This is a genomic window from Exiguobacterium sp. s80, assembly GCF_018618725.1.
In the GTDB taxonomy this organism is placed as follows: Bacteria; Bacillota; Bacilli; order Exiguobacteriales; family Exiguobacteriaceae; genus Exiguobacterium_A; species Exiguobacterium_A oxidotolerans.
This window is the reverse complement of sequence record NZ_JACSMP010000002.1, coordinates 142,038-167,132: the sequence shown is the minus strand read 5'-3', so window position 1 is coordinate 167,132 and position 25,095 is coordinate 142,038. Positions and strand designations below refer to the sequence as shown.

Below are 25,095 nucleotides of genomic sequence, written 5' to 3'. Positions count from 1 at the left end.
TATTCATGCGTCCAGAAGATTTAAACGACTTATCTTTGCTCGGTCAAAAGGCCGTTCCTTATATTTTTGAATATCAACCGGAAGTGCTCGAAGCGTTCCCGAACCGTCACCCAGAGAACGATTACTTCGTTAAGTTCAATGCACCGGAATTCACGAGCCTTTGTCCGATCACGAATCAACCGGACTTTGCGACCATCTATATTTCGTACATTCCTGACGAAAAACTCGTCGAGTCAAAATCATTGAAGCTTTACCTCTTCAGCTATCGTAATCACGGGGATTTCCATGAGAACTGCATCAATGTCATCGGAAAAGACCTCGTCAAATTGATGGAGCCGCGCTACCTTGAAGTCTGGGGGAAATTTACACCACGCGGTGGCATCTCGATTGATCCGTACTATAACTACGGAAAACCCGGTACAAAATACGAAAGAATGGCAGAACACCGTTTGTTCAACCATGATCTTTATCCAGAAACGGTCGATAACCGTTAATCCGAAAACCATCAAAAAAAGCCAAATTCCTGACGTGATCATTTCACGAGAATTTGGCTTTTCTTCTATCTAATCGACTGTGTATGAACGTCAGCTCGATGGTAAATCCACGATTTTTTCTCGTTCTGCCTGAGCATGAATCGCTTCTGCTGACCAAATATGTCGTAAGAGGTGCTCATAAGGAACGCCCAGCGCCTTCGCTAAGCGATCAATCATCGAAACGGACGGATGCGCGATACTTGACTCAATCCGTTGAATCATCTCAAACGTTGTTTCCGTCATAAGCGCAAGTTTTTCTTGGTCGATGTTCTGTCGCTCACGTAATGTTTGGATACGCTCTCCATAATTCGCAAGTGGATTCATCGCTTGATTCATGAGTTTTCAGTCTCCTTTATCGTCTCCCAGCTACTCCTACCCGATGCTACTTTTAGTTTATTCCCGCTTTTCATTTTCAAAACACATTTTAGTTTAATATTTTTCACTATATGAAATATAATTTCAAATTATTCATTAAAAAAGACTAGCTTTTTAAAAGGTTATCGCTTACAATTTTAAATGCAAACGGTTGCATTAATCGCTTACATATTTGCACAATAAAGAGAAAATAGTCTGTCTGAGGAGTGAGAAAACATGCGTAAAACAATTTCATTCGACTTTTGGCAAAAGCTCGGAAAAGCTTTAATGGTTGTCATTGCAGTTATGCCAGCTGCCGGAATAATGATTTCAATCGGAAAATTAATCGGGATGTACGGTGGCGATATCACCATTGTGCAAACGATTGCAAGAATTGTTGAAGATCTCGGTTGGGCCATCATTACGAATCTCCACGTCCTCTTCGCCGTCGCGATCGGTGGTTCATGGGCTAAAGAACGTGCCGGTGGTGCCTTTGCCGCATTACTCGCGTTCATTTTAGTCAACCGCGTAACGGGTGCAATCTTCGGTGTCAATTCAACGATGCTCGCTGATCCGAAAGCAACGGTTAGTTCGTTACTCGGATCTGACTTGATCGTAAAAGATTATTTCACTTCTGTACTCGGTGCACCCGCTCTTAATATGGGCGTTTTCGTCGGAATCATTTCTGGTTTCCTCGGTGCCGTTCTCTTTAATAAATTCTATAACTTCAGCAAATTACCAGATGCACTGGCCTTTTTCAACGGCAAACGGTTCGTCCCATTCGTCGTCATCGGTGGTTCCGTCGTCGCAGCATTTGTTTTATCGCTCGTCTGGCCGTTCGTCCAAGGCCTCCTAAACGATTTCGGTCGTTGGATTGCGACGTCACGTGATACAGCCCCAATCATCGCCCCATTCGTTTACGGAACGCTCGAACGTCTCCTACTGCCATTCGGTCTTCACCATATGTTGACTGTGCCGATGAACTATACGGAACTCGGCGGAACGTATAAAATTCTGACGGGTGCTGCACAAGGCTCGACAGTAGCAGGGCAAGATCCACTTTGGCTCGCCTGGGTGACCGATCTCGTCAACTTAAAGCAAGCCGGTAACACACAAGGCTATAACGACTTACTCAACAGCGTCGTTCCTGCCCGCTTCAAAGAAGGACAGGTCGTCACGTCACTTGCTTCTTTGATTGGTGTCGCAGTCGCGATGTATATGTCGGTCGACGAAGATAAAAAGAAAGCATACAAACCCGTCTTCCTGTCTGCCGGTCTCGCTGTGTTCTTGACAGGTGTCACGGAGCCAATCGAATTCATGTTCATGTTCATCGCACCTGTCCTGTACGTCGTCTACGCTGTCTTGACGGGTGTCGCGTTCGCACTTGCTGACGTCATGCACCTTCGGATCCATGCATTCGGGGCAATTGAACTCTTGACCCGGATTCCATTGATCGCGAAAGCTGGTCTGATCGGTGATTTGTTACGTTTCATCGGAGTCTGCGTGTTCTTCTTCTTCCTCAACTTCTTTACGTTCCGCTTTGTCATCAAGAAGTTTAACTACGCGACACCAGGTCGTAACGGAAACTACCTCGATGACATCGTCGTCAAAGAGGACGGGACAAGTGAAGTCGCTGCAACTGTCGTCGCTGACGGTTCGCAAGCAGCACGCATCATCGAACTGCTCGGTGGTCAACAAAACATCGAAGACGTCGATGCCTGCATGACACGTTTACGCGTCACGGTCAAAGATCCAAGCCTCGTCGCAAAAGAACAAGACTGGAAAGCGAATGGCGCACTTGGTCTTATCCTAAAAAATAACGGCGTGCAAGCCATCTATGGTCCGAAAGCGGATGTCTTGAAGTCTGATATCCAAGATCGGATCGGCGCATAAACCAGACGAATTAGGGTAAATAAAAAAAGGTGGAGCTCATCCGTGAGTTTCACCTTTCTTTATTCAGAATCAACACTCAGGAGGAACGACAGATGCGCCTACTCACACTCAATTGCCATTCCTGGCAAGAAGAACACCAGCTTGAAAAAATCAATCAAATCGTCGCTCAAATCATCCAACAGGATTATGATGTCGTCGCCTTACAAGAAGTAAGCCAATTAATGGATACACCAATCGTTTATGGTGCAATCCGTGAAGATAATTTCGCCTACATGATTCAACAAGCACTTAAAGAACGTGGGCATGACTATGAATTCGTTTGGGACTTCTCGCACATCGGATACGATGCGTACGAAGAGGGACTCGCCCTCTTGACGAAACATCCGATTTTGAAATCCGATTCGTACTATGTCAGCCGAAGCCAAGATACGATGGACTGGAAGTCACGCAAAATCGTCCGCGCGACGATTGATGTCGATGGAACCCAAATTACGTTCAACTCTTGTCATCTCGGTTGGTGGGAAGATGCCGACGAACCGTTCAGCGAGCAGTTCAATCATTTGATTGCTCGGATGGATCCACTCGAATGGACCTTCTTCTTAGGTGACTTCAACAATGATGCCTTCGAACGGGAGACCGGTTACGATTATATGGTTGAACGGGGTCTCCATGACCTGTTCCTTCTAGCGGAAGAGACGGTTGGTGTCGAAACCGTCGAAGGTAAGATTGACGGTTGGGAAGAGAACCACCATGGCTTACGGATTGATTTAGTGCTCTCGAATCGCAAAATTGATGTCGCGCGTGTCGGTGTGACGTTTGACGGAGTACTGGCGCCAATCGTTTCCGATCACTTTGGTGTCGAAGTCGATATCGCGATTCAAAAAGATCCAATTTGACTGTTGACAACGCTTTCTTTTTTGCTTTATGATAAAGCCAACAAGCAAATAGTGCGGATTGTGACAGTACGGCTGGCAAGACCGATGCAACACCTAGAACGTTTAGGTGTTGTTCGGTCTTGCCTTTTTTTGTGGGCTGACCAGTCGCACACCTTTCCTAAAAGGAGGAATTCAAATGGATTACAAAAAAACAGCTGCGCAGGTCCTTACCCTTGTCGGTGGTCGTGAAAATATCATCACAGCAGCGCATTGTGCGACACGTCTCCGTCTCGTTCTTCATGACGAATCGAAGGTCGATCAAGCGGCACTCGAAGATCTTGACGGCGTCAGTGGTGCTTTCTCGAGTTCAGGTCAATATCAAATCATTTTTGGGACCGGGACCGTCAACAAAGTATTCGCGGAGTTCGCTCCCCTCGCTGGTGTCAACGTCAATGGTGAAGAATCAGTCGACGTGAAGAAAGCAGCTTCCCAAAAATTAAATCCGTTCGCGCGCCTTGCCCGGTCGCTTTCAAATGTCTTCGTACCATTGATTCCGGCAATCGTCGCCGCCGGTCTGTTGATGGGCTTACTCGGAATGATTAAAGCCTTCGGTTGGGTCGACGGGGCTTCACCGATCGTCCAACTGCTTGACATGTTCTCGTCTTCCGCTTTCATCATCTTACCGATTTTGATCGGTTTCTCTGCCGCGCGTGAGTTCGGTGCCAATCCATATCTCGGTGCGGTCATCGGTGGAATCATGACGCACCCTTCTCTGCTCAACCCTTGGACACTCGGAAACAGTGAACCGGAAGTGATGCACTTCCTTGGGATGAACATCGAACTGATTGGTTATCAGGGGACGGTCTTCCCTGTCCTCTTAACGGTTTGGGTCATGGCGAAAATTGAGCAGCAAGTCCGTAAACGGACACCGGAAACACTTGATTTGTTAGTCACACCGTTCGTGACGATTCTCGTCACAGGATTCCTTGCCCTCATCGTCATCGGACCACTTGGTACATTGCTCGGTAAAGGGATTTCATTCGTACTCGTCTTCTTCTATGAACAATTCTCGGTCGTCGCCGGTCTCTTGTTCGGTGGTCTCTACTCAACGATTGTCATCACAGGAATGCACCATAGTTTCCATGCGATTGAAGCGGGACTGCTTGCTGATAAGAGCATCGGGAAAAACTTCCTGTTACCTATCTGGTCGATGGCGAACGTCGCGCAAGGCGGAGCCGGTCTTGCTGTCTACTTCATGACGAAAAACGTTAAATTAAAAACGCTCGCTTTACCCTCTGCCTTCTCAGCATTTCTTGGTATTACGGAACCGATTATCTACGGGGTGAATCTTCGACTCGGTAAACCGTTCATCGGTGGTGCGATCGGTGGCGCAATCGGCGGTGGCTACGTCGTCTTGACGCAAGTCGCTGCAAACGCTTATGGTTTGACGGGCATACCGATGATTGCAATCGTCGCTCCACTTGGTGCTTCGAACTTAATCAACTACCTTGTCGGTTTTGCGATTGCTGTCGCGACAGCGTTCATCGCGACTGTCATCCTCATGCGTCTTGATGCACGAAAACAAAAACAAACCGATTTAGCCGCTTAAGTAAAAAAGACATGCGACCCTCACGAGTATACTCGTCGGGTCGCATTTGTCGGTTTTGTTCTGAGCACCGTTACCCGTATAATAAAGGGAGAAGGGAGGAGTCAGGCTGATTATTCATAAAGTACTCAACAACAATGCCATCGTCACAAAAGAACAAGGACAAGAACGCATCATCATGGGACCGGGGATCGCTTTCGGTAAAAAGAAAAAAGATCCCGTCGATCCCTCGAAAATCGAAAAGATGTTCATTCCCTCGTTCGAAAATGCTGAACTGTTTAAAGAAATCTTAACGACGACCCCATTAGAAATCATTGATTTGTCCGAACAAATCATTTCTTATGCGGAAGGCGAACTTCAGACACCTTTTCATGATTATATCCATGTCAGTCTGACGGATCACCTCGCCCATGCCGTTCGCTTAGCACGTGAAAATCTTGTCGTCCACAATCGGCTCGCGGAAGAAATTCGCTTGTTATATACAGCCGAGTACAAAATCGGAGCATGGGCGGTTGCGCAAATCGAACAGACACTTGCTGTTGTATTACCAAAGGAGGAAGCCGCGAACATCGCACTTCACCTCTTTAACGCCCGCCAACAGCATCCGAATATGGCGACGGCACTACAAACTGCTACTCTGTTGAACGAATTACGTGAACAAATCGAGAGTTTCTTTGGTCAAACGATCGAAACGACTTCCATGACGTATTACCGATTCTTCACACATATGAAACTTGTCCTCGCCCGGATTGAGCAGGGACAGACACTCCACGATATGGATGATGTCATTTTATCTGCTGTCAAAACACGTTACGCGGATGCGTTTCGTTGTGCAGAAAGTATGGCCGCTTGGCTCGAACAGGAATTAAAAACGACCGTCCCCGACTCTGAAGTTGGCTATATGGCACTTCATGTCGAACGGATTCGACCGGATTTAGAAAGGAGCGAACTATGATGAAAATTTTTAGTCTTGGAGAAGCATTAATCGATTTGATTCCACTCGATGACAGCAATACGACGTTCCAAAAAAATCCCGGCGGTGCTCCCGCCAATGTCGCCGTCGGACTTGCCCGCCTTGGCGCCGACAGTTATTTTCTCGGTGCTGTCGGGGATGACTCGATGGGGCATTTCTTGAAAGATACACTCCACCACTATGGGGTCAAGACGGATCACATCGTTCTTGACGCAACGAATAAAACGGGGCTTGTCCTCGTCACAAATGCTAAAAACGGCGAACGGTCCTTTGAATTCATCAACACGTATCGTGCCGATATGAGCTTTCATGAACAAGATGTTCCGGACGCACTGGCGGAAGCCGATTTACTTCACATTGGTTCGATTTCCTTAATCTCCGGTGATGCCGTCGCAGCAACACGTCGTGCCATCGCGCTCGCAAAAGAGCATCGGGTCCCGATTTCTTACGACCCGAACCTCCGCGAATCGTTATGGTCGAATCTCGATGTCGCCCGGACGACGATTCAGTCCGTCCTGCCTGACGCGCAAATCGTTAAGTTAGCAGAAGAGGAATTGACCTTCTTGACCGGCCAAACGAACCTGGCTGAAGGGGCAGCCGAACTGCTCGCTGAATACCCGATCCAGTTGCTCGCCGTCACACGGGGCAGCGAGGGATCCTTACTCTATACGAATCGTGCGATGGCAGAGATCAACGCGATTTCGGTGGATGCCGTCGATACGACCGGAGCAGGTGACGCTTTTATGTCTGGTTTGCTACACCAGTGTGCGACGCGGTCCTTTGCATTCGATTGGGATGAAGATGAACTGCAGGACATCGGGCGGTTTGCCGCGATTTCTGGCGGGCTTGCCGCGTCCGTCAAAGGGGCGATGGCTGCTTTACCGACACTCGACGAGGTATCACGTCGTCTCGACTAAAACGTAAAAAACCTTTCCGTCTAGCTTCGTAAAATGGCTAGACGGAAAGGCTTTTTTAATTCGATGAAAGGAATGACTCAATTGCTTCAATCGCCTCATCTTGTTGTACTTTTGGTGTTAATGGACTCGTGTTGTCGCCCTTTTGTGCGCCGTACATCCCGAAATTCGCGTGATTGCCCTCTTCGATGAAATGGAATGTCGCGTCCGATCGAAGATTTTTTTTACTTGCTTCGATGTCCGCTACAGGTAAGACGCCATCCCGTCCGCCATAGACCGTCAAGGACGGTGTATCGATGGCATCAATCGGATAGGACGCGAGAAATATGATTCCTTTAATCTTCGAATTATCCTCAAGTACCGTCGAAGCGGCACTTCCACCTAACGAATGTCCCATCACATACCATCGTTTGATTTTCGGATGTGCATCGATAATCGGTAAGGCCGCGTTTGCGTCGAGTAATGCGATATTAAACGGTAATTTCGGGATGACGACGAAATGTCCGTTCTTCGCTAACTGACTCCCGATATAACTGTAGGCACCCGGATCGACCTTCGCCCCTTGATAAAACACAAATCCGACTTCACTCTCCGGATCACCAAACTGATAATCCTGTCCGATCTGTTGTTCAACATATGTGTTTGCTTCTTTTGACGGATCATAATCAAATTGCGCCCAGACCATGAAGGCTCCGATGACAAGCCCGATGAGTATGATGAAACCGATGCTGATTCGCTTGAGCCACTTTTTCATATTCATTCCTCCCTCTTAACTCCTACCCCATCTCATGTGAAAAATCACATATGAAAATTATTTTCTAAATTTTCAGTCAATGTAAGCGTATCTATCGCTTTTTCAATAATTGGTTTAAGATGAAAAAAGTATCGTTTCTTTTGAAAGGGGAATCATTTGTTTTGCCACGTACCGTAGTCTCCACGATTCAGTGGTTTTTGTTTATTATCTGTACTAACATCGCCCCGCCACTCGCCATTGCCGCATCGTTTGAACTATCGAGCGCGGACACATTGGCTTTCCTATCTCGTTGTCTGTTCGTTTTTGCGATTTTAAGCTTATTCCAAGTGTTCCTCGGTCATCGTCTACCGATCATGGAAGGACCGGCCGGGATTTGGTGGGGTGTCTTCGCCCTCTACTCCTCAATCGGCATTACATTGTACGGGAGTTACTCGAACACACTCCAATCACTTGGTTTTCTCCTCATCTTAAGTGGCATCATCTGTATCATTTTGACAGTAACGGGTATTTTACGACGACTCGTTCCCTTGTTCACGCCACAAGTCATCGGCGTTTATATGCTCCTGTTGTCTGCCCAACTGTCGGGCTCCGTCATGAAAGGGCTACTCAACCTGGAAAACGGTAAGATTCAAGTGTTACCTGCCGTCATTTCCGTATTGACCGTCATCATCTCACTTTATCTCGAACGTAGCGATCGTTTGCGTCAGTATGCCTTACTCATCACGCTGCTCGTCGGTTGGAGCATGTTTGCCTTGATCGGACGCGCCGAGATGCCGAGCTTCGATGGTCCATTCTTTACTCTTCCTGATTTATTCCCGTTCGGCGGAATTCATCTGGACTGGACCCTTCTCCCGACAGCCTTAATCATTTCTTTACTGTTGATGACGAACGTGCTCGCGAACATCAAAGTCATCGAGCGCATCATCAGTGCGAAACGTGGCGAACACGTCAAAGGACAAGTCGGAACAGCCGGTGTCACGGCCGGTGTCGGACAGATTTTTGCCGGGATGTTCGGTACGGTCGGTCCCGTCGCGATTTCCGGAACAGCCGGATTCATCGCTTCGACGGATAACACGGATCGTAAATCGTTTGCGATTGCGAACGTCATTTGCTTATTTTTAAGTATCGTCACGCCATTCGTCGGTTTGATTGCAAAAATTCCTGTTGCCGTCGGTTATGCGATGGTTGCCCCGATTGTTGCCGGGATGGCTATCATCGGCGTCACGGAAGCAGCACGCGACTTAAATCGGCAAACGGCAATGATTACGGTCGGGTTACCGGTCCTCGTCGGAATCGGTGCCTTGCTCTTACCAAAAGGTGCGACAGCCGATCTCCCTCCACTCGTCACGACACTGATGTCGAACGGACTGGTGCTCGGGACGCTTGTTGCCCTGTTCGCAGAATCATTACGCCATATTCGGACAAATGACTAACAAAAAGACAGGTAACTCGGAAAAAGAATCCGAGTTCCTGCCTTTTTTTGTGGATTCGAGCTTAGCGAATACCACGCATATATTTTTGGAGCCTTGGTGCAAAAGCAAACAAGAGAAGTCCGAGTGCAATCGCGACGACACCTGTAATTCCGAAGTACGCGACTTCTGTTTCTTTCCCGTAATATTTAACGATCTGTGCATTGACGGCTTGTCCCGTTGCATTCGTTAAGAACCAAAGACTCATTGTCTGTGCCGAGAAAGCCGCTGGTGCCAGTTTCGTCGTTGCCGATAAACCGACTGGTGATAGTAACAACTCACCAATCACGACGAGGAAGAAACTGAGTGCGAGCCAGAGCGGACTAACGATTGTGTCTGTACCAAACAATAGTCCAGGCAACATCATGACGATGAACGAAAGTCCTGCGAAAATCAGACCGAACGAGAATTTTTGCATCGTCGTCGGCTGACGATCACCGAGTCGGACCCAAAAGCTTGCAAAGACTGGTGCAAGCACGATGATGAACAATGGATTCAATGACTGGAAGAACGCAGGCTGAATCTCAAAGCCTAAGAAAGATAAGTCTGTCCGTTCATCTGCAAAGATTGATAAGACATATGACCCTTGCTCTTGAATCGCCCAGAAAACAGCTGCTGCGATAAAGAGTGGGATGTAGGCGAATAAACGCGAACGCTCATCATCTGTAATTTTCGGACTGCGTAACATGAATGTGAAATACGCAATCGGAATCAAGATTCCGAGGAACGTCACCATCAACGTAAAGCGGTCGATCGTTAGTAAACCTGTCAATGCGGCAATCGTTCCGAGAACTGCTAGCGCAATGACGACAACTGTCGCAATTTTAAAGAAACGTTTCCGTTCCTCGCCTTCTAGCGGATTCAAGACGTATGTTCCGGCTTGACCTAAATTCTTTTTCTTCGTCAATATGAACACAACAAGACCGGCGAACATCCCGACCGCAGCGAGTGCGAAACCAGCATGGTATCCTGCCGTATCTGAAACTTTACCGACGACGAGTGGTGCTAAAAATGCACCGGCATTGATTCCCATATAGAAGATACTGAATCCAGCATCACGGCGGTTATCCGTTTTGCTGTACAAATCTCCGACGATGTTCGATACGTTCGGTTTTAAGAATCCCGTCCCGATGACGATTAAGCCCATCGAGATGAATAATGCCGTGATTCCGGCTGGTAGAGCTAACACGATATGTCCAAGCATGATGAGAATACCACCATAAAAGACGGTCCGTGATGTCCCTAACAGACGGTCGGAGACCCATCCTCCGATGATTCCCGACATATAGACAAGTGAACCATATACGGCCATGATGGAAGCGGCAGTCGTTTTATCAATTCCGAGTCCACCGTTCGCAACAGAGTCGTACATGTAGAATATAAGGATGGCGCGCATCCCGTAGTAGGAGAATCGTTCCCAGAACTCTGTGAAGAAGAGTGTGAACAATCCTTTCGGGTTTCCGAAGAACCCTTTTTGCGGAACAGTCTTGTAGACCTGATCGCGATCAAAATCTGCCATAATGAAGGCTCCTTTCGTCTACCATTGTATTCGTGCATAATCTAAAACCTTTTTTCCCGCTTTCCCCAAATGATAAGCGTCTCGTAATCGATTAAAAGATTTACACGTTTTTAACTGAATTGTCTCACTTCTTTTTATATAGGAGACAGCACCTTATCATTCAACCGTAAATCATTTGACTAGTCAAATATTAATTTTAAGCAAAAAAAAGAGCGTAACGGAATCCGTTCGCTCATTTTTGCATGTCTTTTGATTCAACGATGGTAATACCCGGGGGCGCATGGAGTGTTCGCTCCATCATCGCTTTCGCTACTTTACCCGCTTCGATTGGGGCATAAGGACTCCGTTTTAATAACGGGCGAAGAACCGTCGAGACACGAGCCGCCGCCTGTTCGCCAAACCGGAACTCTTCTCGCTCCCCTAACAAGAGCGATGGACGGAAAATCAATAAAGCTTCGTAGCCAAGAACCCGTAGTCCGTTCTCTGTGTCTCCTTTGACACGATTGTAGAACGTTTTTGCATTCGGATGTGCGCCGAGCGCTGAAATGAGAGCGAAGCGTGTCGCCCCTAAATCGAGCAATTCACGTCCGACTTCAATCGGATACGTGTAGTCGACCTGACGAAATGCTGCTTGTGACCCCGCTTGTTTAATCGTCGTTCCGAGCGCGCAGTAGACGTGATCCACCGTCGGCAATTCGATTTCCGTCACGCGATCAAAGTCAATCACCCATTCTTCCAGCTTTTGATGAAACCGGTTCATGGGTCGACGAACGAGCACATGAACTTCCTCATACGCATCATTCGCTAATAATTGATCGACTAACTCTTGTCCAACTAAACCGCTCGCTCCTAAAATGGCTGCTTTCATCTTGTCTCCTCCTCTCAATCTTGCAATCGCCCAATCGGTAAAAAGTAAGAACGATTTCCGGTGATTCGTTCGCCTGCTCGGACAGCAATCGCACTTGACCGACCACCGAGGACGAACACGCCAAACATATAGGCCACTTCCACTCCATTACTAAGTACATGCGTCGGCAATGCTTGATACTGTTGATAAACCGATGCTTGGTCACTAAAGGAACGCTGTTCATTCGATAACAGGATACGACCATCTGCTTGATAGATCGTTACCGTATCACCTTCTCTGCCAAAAACCGGTTTCTCGACAAAGGCGTGTCGCTGTTCAAGAAATACATCTGGTTCAAGATACGTTGGTAAAAAATAACGTTCTATGATTTGATGATCACGTCCTGTTAAATAAGCGTGGTCTGCTTCATGCAGTGCCCAAATCACTGCAAGAACGGACTTTGCCTGCATCAGAAACGCCGATGGTGGATTGATGATCTCGAGCAATCCTTGTTCGACGAGTTGTAACAATAAGACACCGAGTTCACGTCCCGTGTCATCGCGATCGAGAAGCGCCATTTCAATCGGAAAGGTCTGACGGTATAAAATATCAATCCGTCGTCCGTCCTGGTCGTACAATCCATCTTCCGGTCGAATTTCAAGGGCGTTAAGCGGGCAATACGCTGCCCCGTCCACGAACCCTTGCAAGTATTCTGTCGTCAGACGATCCTCGATATTGTCCCCATGTGACGTAAAGACGATATGCGGGCGTTGCTTCGTTCGATGTGTCGCTGCTGCGACGGCGCGACGGACGCTTGTCGCTAATTTCGCCGCTTCATCCGGGTTCACTGCCATCATGTGGCGTTTTTGCGCAATCCGGTCATTGACGTCAAACGATTCTTTAATGAACGTCGGCGTATCGGCATTCCATTCCATGACGGAAATCCGATCATCCGTCACGATGAAGTCGAGCCGACTGATGATTGATAAGGGGCGCATCGTCTCTAGACGGAGAAAGGGAAGTGCTTGTTTTGGATACCCGAGCTCGAGTAACGCATCATCCTCCATCGTTCGTAGAATCGGTGCGACTTTCTCAAAAATCAGATACACGTCTCGAGCAGCTACCCGTAAGCGCTCCAGCGTCCGCGACGAAACCGTTAAAACATCAGTCAACGCATAGATTTCACCATCCAATTCATCCCAAAACGACTCAATGTCACCATATAAATCCTCTCGTTCACTCATCCGCCAAAGAAACCAGACGACGATCCCGTCCCGAATCCTTTTGTCTTCGCATTATAACTTTTGACTGCGTTCGACTTCGGCGTATAGCCTTTCGTCCGCATCGCACTATGCATCAGGGCACGGGATGCAAAATAACTGCCTCCCCAGTAATAAAAACCAGAATGGGTCGATGTTGCATCATCACAATACCAGACGCCTTCTTCATTATCATATTCATAATCGTCACAATCCGGATCATCCGGACGTTCGGCTTGCGCATCGTCTGCACCGCAACCACTGAGTGTCGTTCCAATCAAAAGCGTCGCCGCAAGTGATGCTTGTTTCATCCATCTCACGATTCATACCCCTTTCTTAACAATTTGTTATTCTAAGTATACGCTTTTTCTCTTAAAAAAGTTTCCTTGTCGTACCGGAACTTTTTTCTGATCGTCCGAGTAGAACATATCATGCCGTTACAAGGAGGAATCACGATGTCACTTGCTTATTATGTCGAAGATCAAGATGAATATAAGTCGATTTATCAATACAGTCGTTTCGCAATTGAACCGGATGAAATCATCGCTCATCAATTATGTGAATTTCATATCATCGAGGGCCAACTGTATGAATTACGCTCCAACGAAATGGAGGGCGAGTACGATCAGCTGATCGTCGATCACGTCGAAGCCTCTCCGCTTGATGCAGAGGACCGGATTTATCCGCCTCATCAAATTCACATCGAGTTTCGCCGGTACATGCCAAGCAGTACATCACCACTTATCAAAACGATGACCGTCCCGAACCACGTCCAAGCGATGCGCTATTTAATTAAGGATAAGGTGACCGTGCCAGAGCATGGAACCTTTGAACGTGACAGCTGCGAAATCGACATCGACCGGAATTGTTATGTCATTTATCTCGGTCAAGTTGTCCGTTAAAGGATGAATTAAGTAGAGTTCGTTTTCAAAAAGCGTTTTTTTTGGCATACTATAAGATAAGAACGAATTAATCGAGGTGAACACACATGAGCGAACAACCAAAAAAATTATCACTTCAAGAAGCGATGATTGAACAATTGAAAGCAAAAAAACAATCACAAACAAAACGTCCGACTGGTCTTCGTGGAACGGAAACGAAACAAATGACGAGCCAGAAGACGAAAAAGACGAACAACCAGAAAAAACGTACAGGTGTCTAATCACAGCGTTGAATTCATGAAATAAGGGAGTAGTTATGAGTATTTTAACGGTATCAAACTTAAGCCATGGCTTTGGTGATCGTGCGATTTTCGAAGATGTCTCGTTCCGCCTGTTAAAAGGGGAACACATCGGCCTCGTCGGAGCAAACGGTGAAGGGAAATCGACCTTCATGAACATCATCACTTCTCAGCTCGAACCGGATGAAGGGAAAGTCGAATGGGCGAAACACGTTCGTGTCGGTTATCTCGATCAACATGCCGTCCTTGCAAAAGGTTTATCGATTCGTGATGCGCTAAAAGGGGCATTCCAATACTTGTTCGATATCGAACAAGAAATCAATGACCTGTATGCGAAGATGGGTGAAGTCGAGCCCGAAGAACTCGAAAAGATGCTTGAGGAAGTCGGTGTCTTACAAGACATTTTAACGAATAATGATTTTTATACGATCGACGCAAAAGTCGAAGAAATCGCCCGCGGACTTGGTCTCGATGAAATCGGCTTAGACCGTGATGTCCATGAATTAAGTGGCGGTCAGCGTACAAAAATCTTGCTTGCGAAGCTCTTACTTGAAAAACCAGATATCTTGTTACTGGATGAGCCGACCAACTATCTTGATGTGCAACACATCGAATGGCTGAAACGGTATCTCAACGATTACGAGAATGCATTCATTTTGATTTCGCATGATATTCCATTCTTAAACAGCGTCATCAACTTGATTTACCATATGGAAAATCAAGGCTTGAGCCGTTATGTTGGTGACTATGATAATTTCTTGACGGTCCATGAAGCGAAAAAGAAACAGCTGGAGTCTGCCTTTAAGCGCCAACAGCAAGAAATTTCTGAACTTAAAGATTTCGTCGCCCGTAACAAGGCGCGTGTCTCAACACGAAACATGGCGATGTCCCGTCAGAAAAAACTCGACAAGATGGATGTCATCGAGCTTGCACAAGAACGTCCGCAACCGGAATTCCATTTCCAGACGGCTCGGACACCAAGCAAGCTGATGTTCGAAGCAAAAGGTCTTGTCATCGGCTACGACGAACCCCTCTCGCGTCCGCTCGATTTAACGATCGAACGGGGGCAGAAAATCGCATTGCATGGTGCGAACGGAATCGGGAAGTCGACGTTACTGAAAAGTTTACTCGGTGAAATCCCCGCTGTTTCAGGGATGGTCGATCGCGGTGAAAACTTGCACATCGGCTATTTCGAACAAGAAATCAAAGAGAAGAATTCGAACACGTGTATCGAAGAAATTTGGGGGACGTTCCCATCCTTGACGCAACAACAAGTCCGGGCGATGCTCGCGAAATGTGGTTTGATGACAAAACACATCGAATCTAAAATCGAAGTACTCAGCGGTGGAGAGAAGGCGAAAGTCCGTCTTTGTAAGCTGATGAACACGGAATCAAACATTCTGGTTCTCGATGAGCCGACGAACCACTTGGACGTCGAAGCGAAAGAGGAATTGAAACGGGCCTTGCAAGAATATAAAGGAACGGTCCTCTTGATTTCACACGAACCTGAATTTTATGAAGCAGTCGCAACTGACTTATGGAATTGTGAATCATGGACGACAAAAGTCTTTTGATTGATTGCCTCTTACTTTTTTAAGAACGATGATTTGAGCCGCCCTGTTGATTGGGGCGGCTCTTTTTGTTTTTTATCGAAAAAGAGAATGGCAGTAATGCGGATTTTGTCAGCTCCTTTGGGTGAACGGTAGTGATTCAAAGCTTCTTCCTTTCCGTTGCTTTCCTCAAGCGCATGACTTGTCAGGTCCCTTGGATGAACGGCACAGTGGTACGTGATTCAAAGCTTCTTCCTTTCCGTTGCTTTCCTCGGACGAGGCGCAAGCCGTTGCTTCTTGTCCCGTAAGGACAAGAAGCAGGGTCTCGCCTGCCTCTGACAGCGCGTTAAAACGCGCCTTATCCCGTAGGAGTCAACGGAAAAGCGAAGCTTTTTTAAGATTTCCCTAAGAAGCACGACATGTAACGCGAATATCTTGAAGCGCATGCCGACTTGGATCGCTTCCGTAGCGAACAGCGGGCGTCCGCGACCCTGCAACGCAGTGAAGCGGCGTGGACGCTCGCCGCTCGGAGACGAGACAAGGTGGAGACGCGCGGCACACTACGCACCTCTTTATCTCAGTATGCTGCAATTCGAAACGGGGCATCTCTGACCTGGAGTCAACAAAAAAAGAAAGCTTTTTTAGTTCTCCCTAAGAAGCACGACATGTAACGCGAATATCTTGAAGCGCATGCCGACTTGGATCGCTTCCGCAGCGAACAGCGGGCGTCCGCGACCCTGCAACGCAGTGAAGCGGCGTGAACGCCCGCCGCTCGGAGACGAGACAAGGTGGAGACGCGCGGCACACTACGCACCTCTTTATCTCAGTATGCTGCAATTCGAAACGGAACATCTCTGACCTGGAGTCAACAAAAAAAGAAAGCTTTTTTTAGTTCTCCCTAAGAAGGGCGACATGTAACGCGAATATCTTGAAGCGCATGCCGACTTGAATCGCTTCCATATCGAAAAGCGGGCACCCGCCGCTCGGAGACGAGACAAGGCGGAAACGCGCAGCAGACTACAAGCTAGTCGATTTCAAGCACACCTCCATCCCGGCTCTCAAACGGCGGGGCGCAAAACGTTCTTTTCCTACTTTATTTTTTGTTCATAGACTTAACGATTGCTTTGCTTCCTAACTTGTATCACACTATGAAACATACGAAACTTTTTAAAGGAGCGAATGAGATGGAAACAATCACGAACAAAGCTAGTCTTTCTTTAATTGCCATACCGAGCGGAGGGAACGAAGCGCTATTTTGCCGTCTGTATTCTCCGGCAAGTACAGGTCCTGCTCCGTTAATCGTCCTCTTCCACGGGTTTCCCGGGAAACAATTGAACATGGACTGGGCGGTCCGTCTCCAAGAAATCGGCTACCATGTCCTCGTGACCTCTTATCGCGGCAGCATCGGCAGCCCGGGTGCGTTCCGTTTTCGTCATGTCCTGGAAGATGCGACAGCGATCATGGAGCACGTCGCTTCTCCGACCTTTACAGAACAGCATGATGTGCTCGGCGACCAAATTACGATTGTCGGTCACAGCATGGGTGGATTTGCTGGTCTACACGCGTTTGCTGCTGTTTCGCACATCAAACACTACATCGGAATTTCTCCGTTCAACTTCGGTCTAATCGGTCAACTGATCCTCGACTACCCGGAACACGAGGACGCCTTACGCGGTGTTCTCAGCCGCGGTGCGTCTTTCCTTACAGCGACTGACGGTGACACGTTACTCGAGGAGTTAAAAGCTAACCATGCGAGTTGGAACCTTCTTGCGCTCAAGGAAGAACTAAAGAACCGCTCGGCATTGCTCGTCACATCTGAACGGGATGAAACATCCGTCAAGGCGCTCCACCACGACCTCCTTCAAAACGCCGGTTATTTCGAAGAACTGGTCGTCGACAGTGATCACAACTACATCGAAAATCGGGAAGACGCTTTTGTCGCGTGGACGAAGTGGCTCGAGCAACAATGAATAAAACCGGAATCCTCTTAAGACGTCGAGGATTCCGGTTTTATTTGTACTTTTGTTTTAGGACGTAGGCGCATCCGGTAAAGAATCAATGTGATAAATGTCAGTGTCGAAGCCACGTACCAGATTGTCGTAAACAACGTTCCCGTATCTGTCCCGATGAAGAGACCATGGAGCGTCATCAATCCCCAAGCTGGTAAGACAAGCCAGTGCGTTAATTTCCATAAGGTTTTTCCGAGCGTCTCTTTTAGGAAGTCCGACGTGATCAGGACAAAACCGAAGAGATAAAGACTGATTGTCCCAAAGGCATTCCACAGTGGTTCGTAAGAAGCGTTGCCTGGTATCAAAATCTCGAGGATGGATAGCGGTGCATACGTATCCACGACAATCAACGTCGCGTGGAGGACAATCGCGAGCAGTCCGGCCCATCCGCCATAGAGGTGGACGTTATGAAGTCGTGCTTTTTGTTTTCGGAGATTCGGAAACGAGCCTAGTAATCCAGCTAATACGGATAATGTCATCAAAAAGTGACCCGCTAGCCCACTGAGACGAATCATCGTCCAGGTCGAAAACATCCATTTCAACCAGTCCATAGTGCACATCCTCCTTTCTTCTCAGATATGATTTCACCTGACGCGTCGAGTAACAATAATCGTCCATTCGGAAACCATCTGAATAACTTCTCTTGCCGTTCCTGTTCTGTCATCTGAAAAGCAAGTTTCGTCATTACTTCTGCTTCATACAGCTGTGGAGCAGAAGCCGTCACTTGAATGAGCGGTGTCTCAATCGGTCGCCCCGTTTTACCGTCAAGTAAGTGATGATTCATCCGTTCGCCGACATGCCAGGAGCGATAAATTCGATTCGAGGTTGCGATTGCCCCTTGTCGAAGGCTGATTTCCGCGATTTCTTCGTCTGTATGCGGATGTGTAATGCCAATCTTCCATGGTGTTTCGTCCGACCAGACGACGACATCACCGCCAGCTTCAATCAATCCGCGTCGTCGTTCTTTCCGAAGCCGTTGCGCCACCATCATTGCGGCTGCGCCTTTCCCGATTCCACCTAAGTCAATTGCTCCTCCACCGACACGTGTCACTTCAAGTCCTTCGAGAATAAATGGTGTAATCTCTGGGGGACCAACCCGTTCCGACTCAGTCGCATAGTGAAACGGAAAGGAATCCCGGTATCCGTTTGCCTGTTGTTGTTCAAGAAGAAACGGAGAAAAATAGTGCTCCGTCTGTTCAAAATAACGAATCGAACGCTTTAGTAACCGAGCGAGTGGTAACGAAATCGATAAGGTTTCACCGATTCGAAGGCGATTCAACCGATTCACTTCACTCGCTTCAGCAAACCGTGACCACTCTCGATCAACATAGCTGAAAAATCGTTCAATCTCCTGCCACTCTTCTTCAGGAATCTGATTTTCCGTCACGAATCGAATCGTATTATGCATCGAATAGAGTTGTCGTTCCATCACTTGACCTCCTATTTCGAGTGACTCGAGCGTCCGTCGCTATTTCCGCTCGGCTGGCTGAATCCGGAAGAATCCTCTCCTGACCATCCCTCATCATCATCATCATAATAATATCCGCCATCATCGTCTGACTCCTCGTCACCATAAGAATCCCCTTGCGTCGGTTGACTCGGGAAATTCGTTTCATTCGAATACGTATCCCCTGTACTGACCGGTGTCGTCGATTGTCCATCTGAGCTGACACTTAATTGACCAATCGCTAGACCGATAAACACCGTACTACTTAAACCGACCATCCATTTTGCAAACGGCTTTGGTTTCATCTTCCTTCATCCTCTCTCGTTTGTTGTTATCTTTACTGTAGCGCTAAAAACTGATAACTAGCTGACGGCAACTATGGGATAATAAGAAAAAATGAACGCGGGGGGAAAATTCATGCGTGTATTGATTGCAGAAGACGATCAGCGGCTCGCAAAAATGCTTCGACTCCATCTCGAACGTGCCGGCTACCAAGTCGATGTCGCACACGATGGTGTCGATGCACTCAATCAATGCCAGACATTTCGTTACGATTTGCTTGTTCTCGATTGGATGATGCCTCATAAAAGTGGGGTTGAGGTCGCAGCTGAACTTAGAAAAAATCGTTTTGAAGGTGGTATTTTAATGTTGACGGCACGTGATACAGAAATCGACCTCGTCCATGGTCTCGATAGTGGTGCCGACGACTATCTCGTCAAACCGTTTCAATCGAATGAATTGCTTGCCCGTCTCCGCGCATTAAGTCGTCGACAAAAAAAGGCCTTCGTCGATACGGTATCTTTTCAAGGACTTGAACTCGATGTTTCATCGCAAATGATTTCCTATAATCATCATCCACTTGAATTGACACGTCGTGAATTTGAATTTCTATCACTCTTATTACGTCGACCGGAACAAGTGATGGGTCGCGAACTGATCATCGAAGTCGTCTGGGGAATTGGTGCCGACGTTACGGACAACGCTCTCGATGCCTTGGTCCGTCTCGTCCGCAAAAAATTAGAGGCGGTTGGCGCTCCACCACTCATCAAGACCGTCCGCGGTTTCGGGTATCGTCTTGGTGACCACCATGCTTGAAGTGATCCGAAAACGGCTGACCCTTTTATTCAGTGGGACCTTCTTACTGTTATTAATCCTCATACTCGTTGGCGTCTACTTTACGACGGCACGGTTACTCGACCAAACAGAGCTCAATCAATTAAAAAACATCTCGAACCGTGACGTCTTCGAACGAATCGAACATGGTGAAGATCGCTTGACACCTAATCCGATTTATTTTCAAGTGCTGGACGAAACGGGTGAAGAACAGTATTCGAGTCTTCCGGATGATTTAACGGAAGAGACCGTTCAGCGTTTCGTATCCTCTGCTCAAGAAACTGAAAAAGTGACTGTCGAGGATCACCATTTTTTATTGTACAAACGCGATACGAACGAAGGCTCCATCGTTCTTTTAAAAGAAACGTCCGCTACACGCGATACACTCCAACGTTTAATCGCTGTCTTATCTGGAATCGCCGTCTTATCGACGTTGATTTTGATGGGACTCAGTTATGTTCTCGCCGGTCGAGCCGTCCAGCCCGTCCAACAAGCTTTCGACCGGCAACGTCGCTTCACGTCGGACGCCTCCCATGAACTGCGCACACCGCTGACGATTTTATATAGCGGAATCGAATTGCTTGAAGCTGAACCGCTCAGTCGTGAGGGACAGACGATTCTCGACGATTTGAAAGCCGAGACGACTTCGATGCAATTACTCGTCGCGGACTTGCTGTTGCTTGCCCGCGGGGGTCAATCCATGACCCTGCAATCCGTTGATTTCAGTACGCTCGTCTCAAAGACCGCTGAACGGTTCGCCCATACATTATCCAACCGGACACTGCGAATCGAGATTGAACCGAACCTCTTAATTAAAGGGGACGCTAACCAATTGACGCGCTTATTAATGGTCTTTCTAGAAAATGCTTCCGTCTACAGTGACGGACCAATCAAGGTCCGCTTGTCAAAAGCCCCTGGCGAAGTTCAGCTGACAATCGCTGATGAGGGGATCGGTATCGCGAAAAGTGATCAGGCAAAAATCTTCGAACGCTTCTATCGCGGGGACCACGCTCGCCACGGAACAGGGACCGGTCTCGGCCTCGCAATCGCTAGCTCGATTGCTGATGCCCATAACGCGAGCATCGAGGTCGACTCCAGTCCAAATGAAGGAACACGGTTTACGATTCATTTCCCTCATTAAATAAAGCCGTCAGCTAACTATCAGGTAGCAGGGGTAAAGTAATGAATAGTCATACACTCATTACTTAAGGAGGATTTATCATGCTATTCGGTGTTCCGCTCCACCCCTTACTCGTCCATGCTCCAATCGGTCTGTTACTGTTCGCTACACTACTATTATTCTTTAGTTTAAAATGGGTTCAATTGAAATTGTTTGCTCTGATTACCCTATTCACCGGTCTCCTCGCAGGGGTCGCTGCGTATCTATCCGGAGATGAGACAAAAGACTATGCCCGTTCGACGTTCAATGCGACACGGGCTGCGATTGAAGATCATGAACACTTTGCGCTTTACAGTCTGATTGCTTTCGGTATTTCCTTTGTATTGTTGATTTTCAATTATCGATCAAATAAAAAAATGCTTCTTATCTTCAGTCTAATCGTCGCTGTGATTGGTAGTGGATTACTTGCTTATGCCGGTCATCTCGGCGGACAGATGGTCTATAAATAACACAGACCAGTAAAGCGTCTCTTCAACGATAAAAAATCCCGTTTCCGATGAATGGAAACGGGATTTTTCTGTAGATTGATTTGTTTACTTCCGGTGTGTCCGTCCTGGGCGACGATTATTCGACCGGCGTGTATTGCCACGGCCTTCCGTTGTCGGCTTTTTCGTGCCTTTACTTTGGTCATGCTGTGCCCGAATCATTTCATCTGACAATTCGACGACGATTGGTGTAACTTCGACCCCAAGTTCACGTTCCATGTCACGGAAACTCCGACCGTCTTTCGGTGTGACGATTGAAATCGCGACGCCGTCGTTCCCGGCACGTCCCGTCCGCCCAATCCGGTGGACATAGCTTTCTGCATCGTCCGGCAAGTCATAGTTGAAGACGTGTGTGACACCTGTGACATCCAGTCCGCGTGACGCAACATCGGTCGCAATCAAGAATGGTGTTTTCCCTTGATAGAACTTCGACATCGCCTTTTCACGTTTTCCTTGCGTCAATCCACCGTGTAACTCGTCCGTCGGATAACCTTGCATTTGCAATTCTTCGTTTAATTTCGTTACGCGACGTTGCGTCCGACAGAAAATGATTGCGGCATACGGGCGCATTTCGTCGAGCATCGTCCGAAGTGTCGCTTGCTTACGACGATCCGTCGTTTCGACGACGAATTGTTCAATCGCATCGACCGTTACTTTTTCAGCTTCGACTTGAATTTCAATCGGGTCACGAAGGTACGTTTTCGCGAGTTGCTCGACTTTTGGTGGCATCGTCGCAGATAACATGACGAATTGACGATCGACCGGTGCTGCTGCGATGATATCTTCGATTTCCGGTAAGAAACCAATTTGAAGCATCTGATCGGCTTCATCTAAGACGAGTGTCTTCAGCGCGCTCAAATCGAGTGTTCCCCGTCCGACATGGTCTAAAATTCGTCCAGGTGTCCCGATGATGATTTGCGGCATCCGTCCGAGACGTTGGATTTGTTTAAAGACATCTTGTCCGCCGTATACAGCCAGTGCCCGAATGTCTTCCATATTCCGAATCAACTTATGTGTTTCGTCGGCAATCTGACGCGCAAGTTCACGTGTCGGTGCGACGATCAATGCTTGGACCGTTTTACTCTCTAAATCGATTTGCTCGAGAATCGGTAACAAGAAGGCAAGTGTCTTCCCTGTACCTGTTTGTGCTTTTCCTATTAAATCACGTCCCGCAAGCAAATGCGGAATAGCTTGTTCTTGAATCGGTGTCGGCTGTTTGATGCCTTGCTTTTGTAGTTTTTTTATCCACAATTCTTGAATGTTTAATGTTTCGAATGTTGACATAGTATCCTCCTAAAAATTATCCACAGAAAAAAGCTGTGGATAACCTGCTTCGCATAGACAAAAACAGTTATCCACAGCCGTGCTTTTACTAGTATACACAATTTACGCGTTTGTTGCTTCCTGTTTTAGCTTTCGATCGAGTACAAACGTACCAAACGGAATGAAGGATGCGATAAAGGCGATACCTGCTTTGACAAACGACCAGCGGTATTTAAATTTAACGACGACAAGCCATAACGCATACATGACAAACAACACACCGTGCATGGCTCCAACGACCGAGACTGCTTCAGGAATTCCTGCCATATATTTTAACGGCATCGCAATCAGCAACAATACTAAAAATGAAATTCCCTCTACAATCGCAATTAACCGAAATTGACCTAACGTAGTTCTTAACATCCCGTCACTCCTTTTCGTGATTCCTTCTTTTAGTATACGGGACGTCGACGTATCTGTGACCCGTGTCACAGGATTGTCAGATTTCGAGTGGACGAAGACGTGCTTCAATCTGCTCACGTTGTGGTTCTAAAAATGGTGGTAGTGCGAGTGTCTCGCCTAACTCCTCAATCGATTCATCTGTCGCAAATCCCGGTGTATCCGTCGAAAGCTCGAATAAAATATGATTCGGTTCCCGGAAGTACAAGGCTTGGAAGTAATGGCGATCAACTTTTCCGGAGTTCGGAAGACGGTAGTGGTTTAAACGCTCGACCCATAGATCATATTCCGCACTGTTCGGTACGCGGAACGCGACATGGTGGACACCGCCGCGACCAAGACGTTCTCGATCGAGATCCGGTCGCGCTTCGAGGTGGACTTCGGCTCCGATTCCTCCTTGCCCCGTTGCATACACTTCAATATCCGCAAACTCACCCGCAAGCGACGGATAACTGTCGATTTTTTTAAAACCGAGGACTTCCGTCAAAACGAGCGCTGTTGGTCCCGGGTCGTTAACGGTCAATGTCACGGCACCTAAGCCGACGATTGCATGTTCTGCTGGAATCTCGTCGTGTTTCCACGGCACGCCACCCGGGACGCCTAGTTCCCCATCTTCTGCGACGAGAATCAGACGTGTTCCTTCTTGATCACGAAAGGCAAGCGTTTGTCGCCCTGCCCGTTCGATGAGTGAATCATGATCAATCTCTTTTTGCTCAAATCGCTGTGCCCAAAACTTGAGTGCTGCCGTTGTCTTAACGCGAAGTGATGTTGAAGAAATACTCGATGCACCAGGTACACCTGTTCCGAGATGCGGAATGTCGAAGAACGTCAGATCAGTCCCCGGATTTCCTTCCGCGTCCCCATAAAATAAATGATACGACGTCGTGTCGTCTTGGTTCACTGTTTTCTTAATTAAGCGCATTCCAAGGACTTGCGTGTAAAATTGATAGTTCCGTTCCGCCATCCCGGTCAAAATTGAAACATGATGAATACCGAGTAATTCCATCTTTGCCACTCCCTTTTGAATTTGATTATATGCAAAGCATAGCGCACAGATATCTTAAATTCAAGATATTAAGACAATAAAAAAACCGCTCTTCCGAAGAAGAGCGATTGAATAGTTGAAATTAAAGTTTTACGACGTTAGCAGCTTGTGCTCCACGTGCGCCTTCAGTGATTTCGAATTCAACTTCTTGACCTTCGTCAAGTGATTTGAAACCTTCACCAGTGATTGCTGAGAAATGTACGAATACGTCTTCTCCGCCTTCAACTTCGATGAAACCGAAACCTTTTTCTGCGTTAAACCATTTTACTTTACCTGTGTTCATGGGAACAACCTCCAAAAATAAATTACTTAATACATATGACGATGCATATGAAAGAAATTCATTATTGTCCCGAAATACATGGAGC

General features: G+C 47.4%; 27 protein-coding genes. 14 read left to right on the top strand and 13 right to left on the bottom strand.

Going from position 1 to position 25,095, the window contains the following annotated elements; translation table 11 throughout:
* Nucleotides 1-5: 5 nt before the first annotated feature.
* Complete coding sequence (queF, locus tag KNP94_RS07340) at nucleotides 6-494, top strand: preQ(1) synthase (protein ID WP_029332033.1); 489 nt, start codon at nucleotides 6-8, stop codon at nucleotides 492-494.
* A 90-nt stretch (nucleotides 495-584) separates the two neighbouring features.
* On the opposite strand, the gene KNP94_RS07335 is transcribed toward queF, so the two are convergent.
* Entirely contained in the window at nucleotides 585-869 is a 285-nt protein-coding gene (locus tag KNP94_RS07335) for a helix-turn-helix domain-containing protein (protein WP_088838182.1), read from the bottom strand.
* Between the two features lie 255 nt (nucleotides 870-1,124).
* On the opposite strand from KNP94_RS07335, the gene KNP94_RS07330 reads away from it, so the two are divergent.
* The 5 genes from KNP94_RS07330 to KNP94_RS07310 all read left to right on the top strand — a co-directional run bounded on the left by KNP94_RS07330 (nucleotide 1,125) and on the right by KNP94_RS07310 (nucleotide 7,151).
* Entirely contained in the window at nucleotides 1,125-2,780 is a 1,656-nt protein-coding gene (locus KNP94_RS07330; RefSeq protein WP_088838183.1) for a PTS transporter subunit IIBC, read from the top strand.
* 92 nt (nucleotides 2,781-2,872) lie between these two features.
* Nucleotides 2,873-3,676, top strand: coding sequence for an endonuclease/exonuclease/phosphatase family protein (locus KNP94_RS07325; protein ID WP_088838184.1), 804 nt, complete (start codon nucleotides 2,873-2,875; stop codon nucleotides 3,674-3,676).
* A gap of 175 nt (nucleotides 3,677-3,851) precedes the next feature.
* Nucleotides 3,852-5,264, top strand: coding sequence for a sucrose-specific PTS transporter subunit IIBC (locus KNP94_RS07320; RefSeq protein WP_088838185.1), 1,413 nt, complete (start codon nucleotides 3,852-3,854; stop codon nucleotides 5,262-5,264).
* Between the two features lie 106 nt (nucleotides 5,265-5,370).
* Complete coding sequence (locus KNP94_RS07315; RefSeq protein ID WP_088838186.1) at nucleotides 5,371-6,216, top strand: PRD domain-containing protein; 846 nt, start codon at nucleotides 5,371-5,373, stop codon at nucleotides 6,214-6,216.
* Entirely contained in the window at nucleotides 6,216-7,151 is a 936-nt protein-coding gene (locus tag KNP94_RS07310; protein WP_215115510.1) for a carbohydrate kinase family protein, read from the top strand. The genes KNP94_RS07315 and KNP94_RS07310 overlap by 1 nt, the downstream gene beginning before the upstream one ends.
* 55 nt (nucleotides 7,152-7,206) lie before the next feature.
* Here the strand turns inward: KNP94_RS07310 and KNP94_RS07305 are convergent, their stop codons facing one another.
* Nucleotides 7,207-7,902: an alpha/beta hydrolase gene (locus KNP94_RS07305; protein WP_215115509.1), complete on the bottom strand. Its 696-nt coding sequence runs from the start codon at nucleotides 7,900-7,902 to the stop codon at nucleotides 7,207-7,209.
* Nucleotides 7,903-8,063: 161 nt separating this feature from the next.
* Between KNP94_RS07305 and KNP94_RS07300 the strand changes: the two genes are divergently transcribed.
* The gene (locus KNP94_RS07300) at nucleotides 8,064-9,335 is read left to right on the top strand and encodes a purine/pyrimidine permease (protein WP_029332042.1); all 1,272 of its coding nucleotides are present in this window, start codon (nucleotides 8,064-8,066) and stop codon (nucleotides 9,333-9,335) included.
* A gap of 61 nt (nucleotides 9,336-9,396) precedes the next feature.
* Here the strand turns inward: KNP94_RS07300 and KNP94_RS07295 are convergent, their stop codons facing one another.
* The 4 genes from KNP94_RS07295 to KNP94_RS07280 form a co-directional block, all read right to left on the bottom strand.
* On the bottom strand, nucleotides 9,397-10,890 hold the full coding sequence (locus tag KNP94_RS07295; protein WP_088838189.1) for a peptide MFS transporter: 1,494 nt from the start codon (nucleotides 10,888-10,890) through the stop codon (nucleotides 9,397-9,399).
* Nucleotides 10,891-11,122: 232 nt separating this feature from the next.
* On the bottom strand, nucleotides 11,123-11,758 hold the full coding sequence (locus KNP94_RS07290; protein WP_215115508.1) for an NAD-dependent epimerase/dehydratase family protein: 636 nt from the start codon (nucleotides 11,756-11,758) through the stop codon (nucleotides 11,123-11,125).
* 14 nt (nucleotides 11,759-11,772) lie between these two features.
* Nucleotides 11,773-12,981 carry a glutathionylspermidine synthase family protein gene (locus KNP94_RS07285; RefSeq protein WP_215115507.1) on the bottom strand — a complete coding sequence of 403 codons (1,209 nt, stop codon included), beginning with the start codon at nucleotides 12,979-12,981 and terminating at the stop codon, nucleotides 11,773-11,775.
* Nucleotides 12,978-13,307 (bottom strand): hypothetical protein, encoded by a 330-nt coding sequence (locus KNP94_RS07280; protein ID WP_029332046.1) that lies wholly within the window; start codon nucleotides 13,305-13,307, stop codon nucleotides 12,978-12,980. Before KNP94_RS07280 ends, KNP94_RS07285 begins: the two co-directional genes overlap by 4 nt.
* A gap of 144 nt (nucleotides 13,308-13,451) precedes the next feature.
* Here KNP94_RS07280 and KNP94_RS07275 point away from each other — a divergent pair, with 144 nt between their 5' ends.
* The 4 genes from KNP94_RS07275 (at nucleotide 13,452) to KNP94_RS07260 (ending at nucleotide 17,696) form a co-directional block, all read left to right on the top strand.
* Nucleotides 13,452-13,898 carry a hypothetical protein gene (locus KNP94_RS07275; protein ID WP_214766360.1) on the top strand — a complete coding sequence of 149 codons (447 nt, stop codon included), beginning with the start codon at nucleotides 13,452-13,454 and terminating at the stop codon, nucleotides 13,896-13,898.
* Between the two features lie 86 nt (nucleotides 13,899-13,984).
* Nucleotides 13,985-14,158 carry a hypothetical protein gene (locus KNP94_RS07270; RefSeq protein ID WP_012371785.1) on the top strand — a complete coding sequence of 58 codons (174 nt, stop codon included), beginning with the start codon at nucleotides 13,985-13,987 and terminating at the stop codon, nucleotides 14,156-14,158.
* Between the two features lie 35 nt (nucleotides 14,159-14,193).
* Nucleotides 14,194-15,750 (top strand): ABC-F family ATP-binding cassette domain-containing protein, encoded by a 1,557-nt coding sequence (locus tag KNP94_RS07265; protein WP_029332048.1) that lies wholly within the window; start codon nucleotides 14,194-14,196, stop codon nucleotides 15,748-15,750.
* 1,160 nt (nucleotides 15,751-16,910) lie between these two features.
* Nucleotides 16,911-17,696, top strand: coding sequence for an alpha/beta hydrolase family protein (locus KNP94_RS07260; protein WP_214802283.1), 786 nt, complete (start codon nucleotides 16,911-16,913; stop codon nucleotides 17,694-17,696).
* Between the two features lie 17 nt (nucleotides 17,697-17,713).
* On the opposite strand, the gene KNP94_RS07255 is transcribed toward KNP94_RS07260, so the two are convergent.
* The 3 genes from KNP94_RS07255 to KNP94_RS07245 are packed head-to-tail and all read right to left on the bottom strand — an operon-like array spanning nucleotide 17,714 to nucleotide 19,487.
* Nucleotides 17,714-18,286: a ferric reductase-like transmembrane domain-containing protein gene (locus KNP94_RS07255; protein WP_088838194.1), complete on the bottom strand. Its 573-nt coding sequence runs from the start codon at nucleotides 18,284-18,286 to the stop codon at nucleotides 17,714-17,716.
* Nucleotides 18,274-19,164: an FAD:protein FMN transferase gene (locus KNP94_RS07250; protein ID WP_215115506.1), complete on the bottom strand. Its 891-nt coding sequence runs from the start codon at nucleotides 19,162-19,164 to the stop codon at nucleotides 18,274-18,276. The genes KNP94_RS07255 and KNP94_RS07250 overlap by 13 nt, the downstream gene beginning before the upstream one ends.
* Before the next feature lie 11 nt (nucleotides 19,165-19,175).
* Entirely contained in the window at nucleotides 19,176-19,487 is a 312-nt protein-coding gene (locus KNP94_RS07245) for a hypothetical protein (protein WP_215115505.1), read from the bottom strand.
* A gap of 112 nt (nucleotides 19,488-19,599) precedes the next feature.
* On the opposite strand from KNP94_RS07245, the gene KNP94_RS07240 reads away from it, so the two are divergent.
* From KNP94_RS07240 to KNP94_RS07230, 3 genes are all read left to right on the top strand, one after another.
* Nucleotides 19,600-20,277 carry a response regulator transcription factor gene (locus KNP94_RS07240; RefSeq protein ID WP_088838197.1) on the top strand — a complete coding sequence of 226 codons (678 nt, stop codon included), beginning with the start codon at nucleotides 19,600-19,602 and terminating at the stop codon, nucleotides 20,275-20,277.
* A complete protein-coding gene (locus KNP94_RS07235; RefSeq protein WP_215115504.1) occupies nucleotides 20,270-21,436 on the top strand; it encodes a sensor histidine kinase in 1,167 nt (388 codons plus the stop codon). The genes KNP94_RS07240 and KNP94_RS07235 overlap by 8 nt, the downstream gene beginning before the upstream one ends.
* Nucleotides 21,437-21,516: 80 nt before the next feature.
* Nucleotides 21,517-21,924, top strand: a complete 408-nt coding sequence (locus KNP94_RS07230; protein ID WP_088838199.1) for a DUF2231 domain-containing protein — start codon at nucleotides 21,517-21,519, stop codon at nucleotides 21,922-21,924.
* A gap of 84 nt (nucleotides 21,925-22,008) precedes the next feature.
* Here the strand turns inward: KNP94_RS07230 and KNP94_RS07225 are convergent, their stop codons facing one another.
* The 4 genes from KNP94_RS07225 to KNP94_RS07210 all read right to left on the bottom strand — a co-directional run bounded on the left by KNP94_RS07225 (nucleotide 22,009) and on the right by KNP94_RS07210 (nucleotide 25,010).
* Complete coding sequence (locus KNP94_RS07225; protein WP_088838200.1) at nucleotides 22,009-23,244, bottom strand: DEAD/DEAH box helicase; 1,236 nt, start codon at nucleotides 23,242-23,244, stop codon at nucleotides 22,009-22,011.
* A gap of 102 nt (nucleotides 23,245-23,346) precedes the next feature.
* Complete coding sequence (locus KNP94_RS07220; RefSeq protein WP_088838201.1) at nucleotides 23,347-23,646, bottom strand: DUF3817 domain-containing protein; 300 nt, start codon at nucleotides 23,644-23,646, stop codon at nucleotides 23,347-23,349.
* 76 nt (nucleotides 23,647-23,722) lie between these two features.
* Entirely contained in the window at nucleotides 23,723-24,688 is a 966-nt protein-coding gene (locus KNP94_RS07215; protein ID WP_214770181.1) for a ring-cleaving dioxygenase, read from the bottom strand.
* Nucleotides 24,689-24,809: 121 nt separating this feature from the next.
* The gene (locus tag KNP94_RS07210) at nucleotides 24,810-25,010 is read right to left on the bottom strand and encodes a cold-shock protein (protein WP_012371797.1); all 201 of its coding nucleotides are present in this window, start codon (nucleotides 25,008-25,010) and stop codon (nucleotides 24,810-24,812) included.
* Between the last annotated feature and the right edge of the window lie 85 nt (nucleotides 25,011-25,095).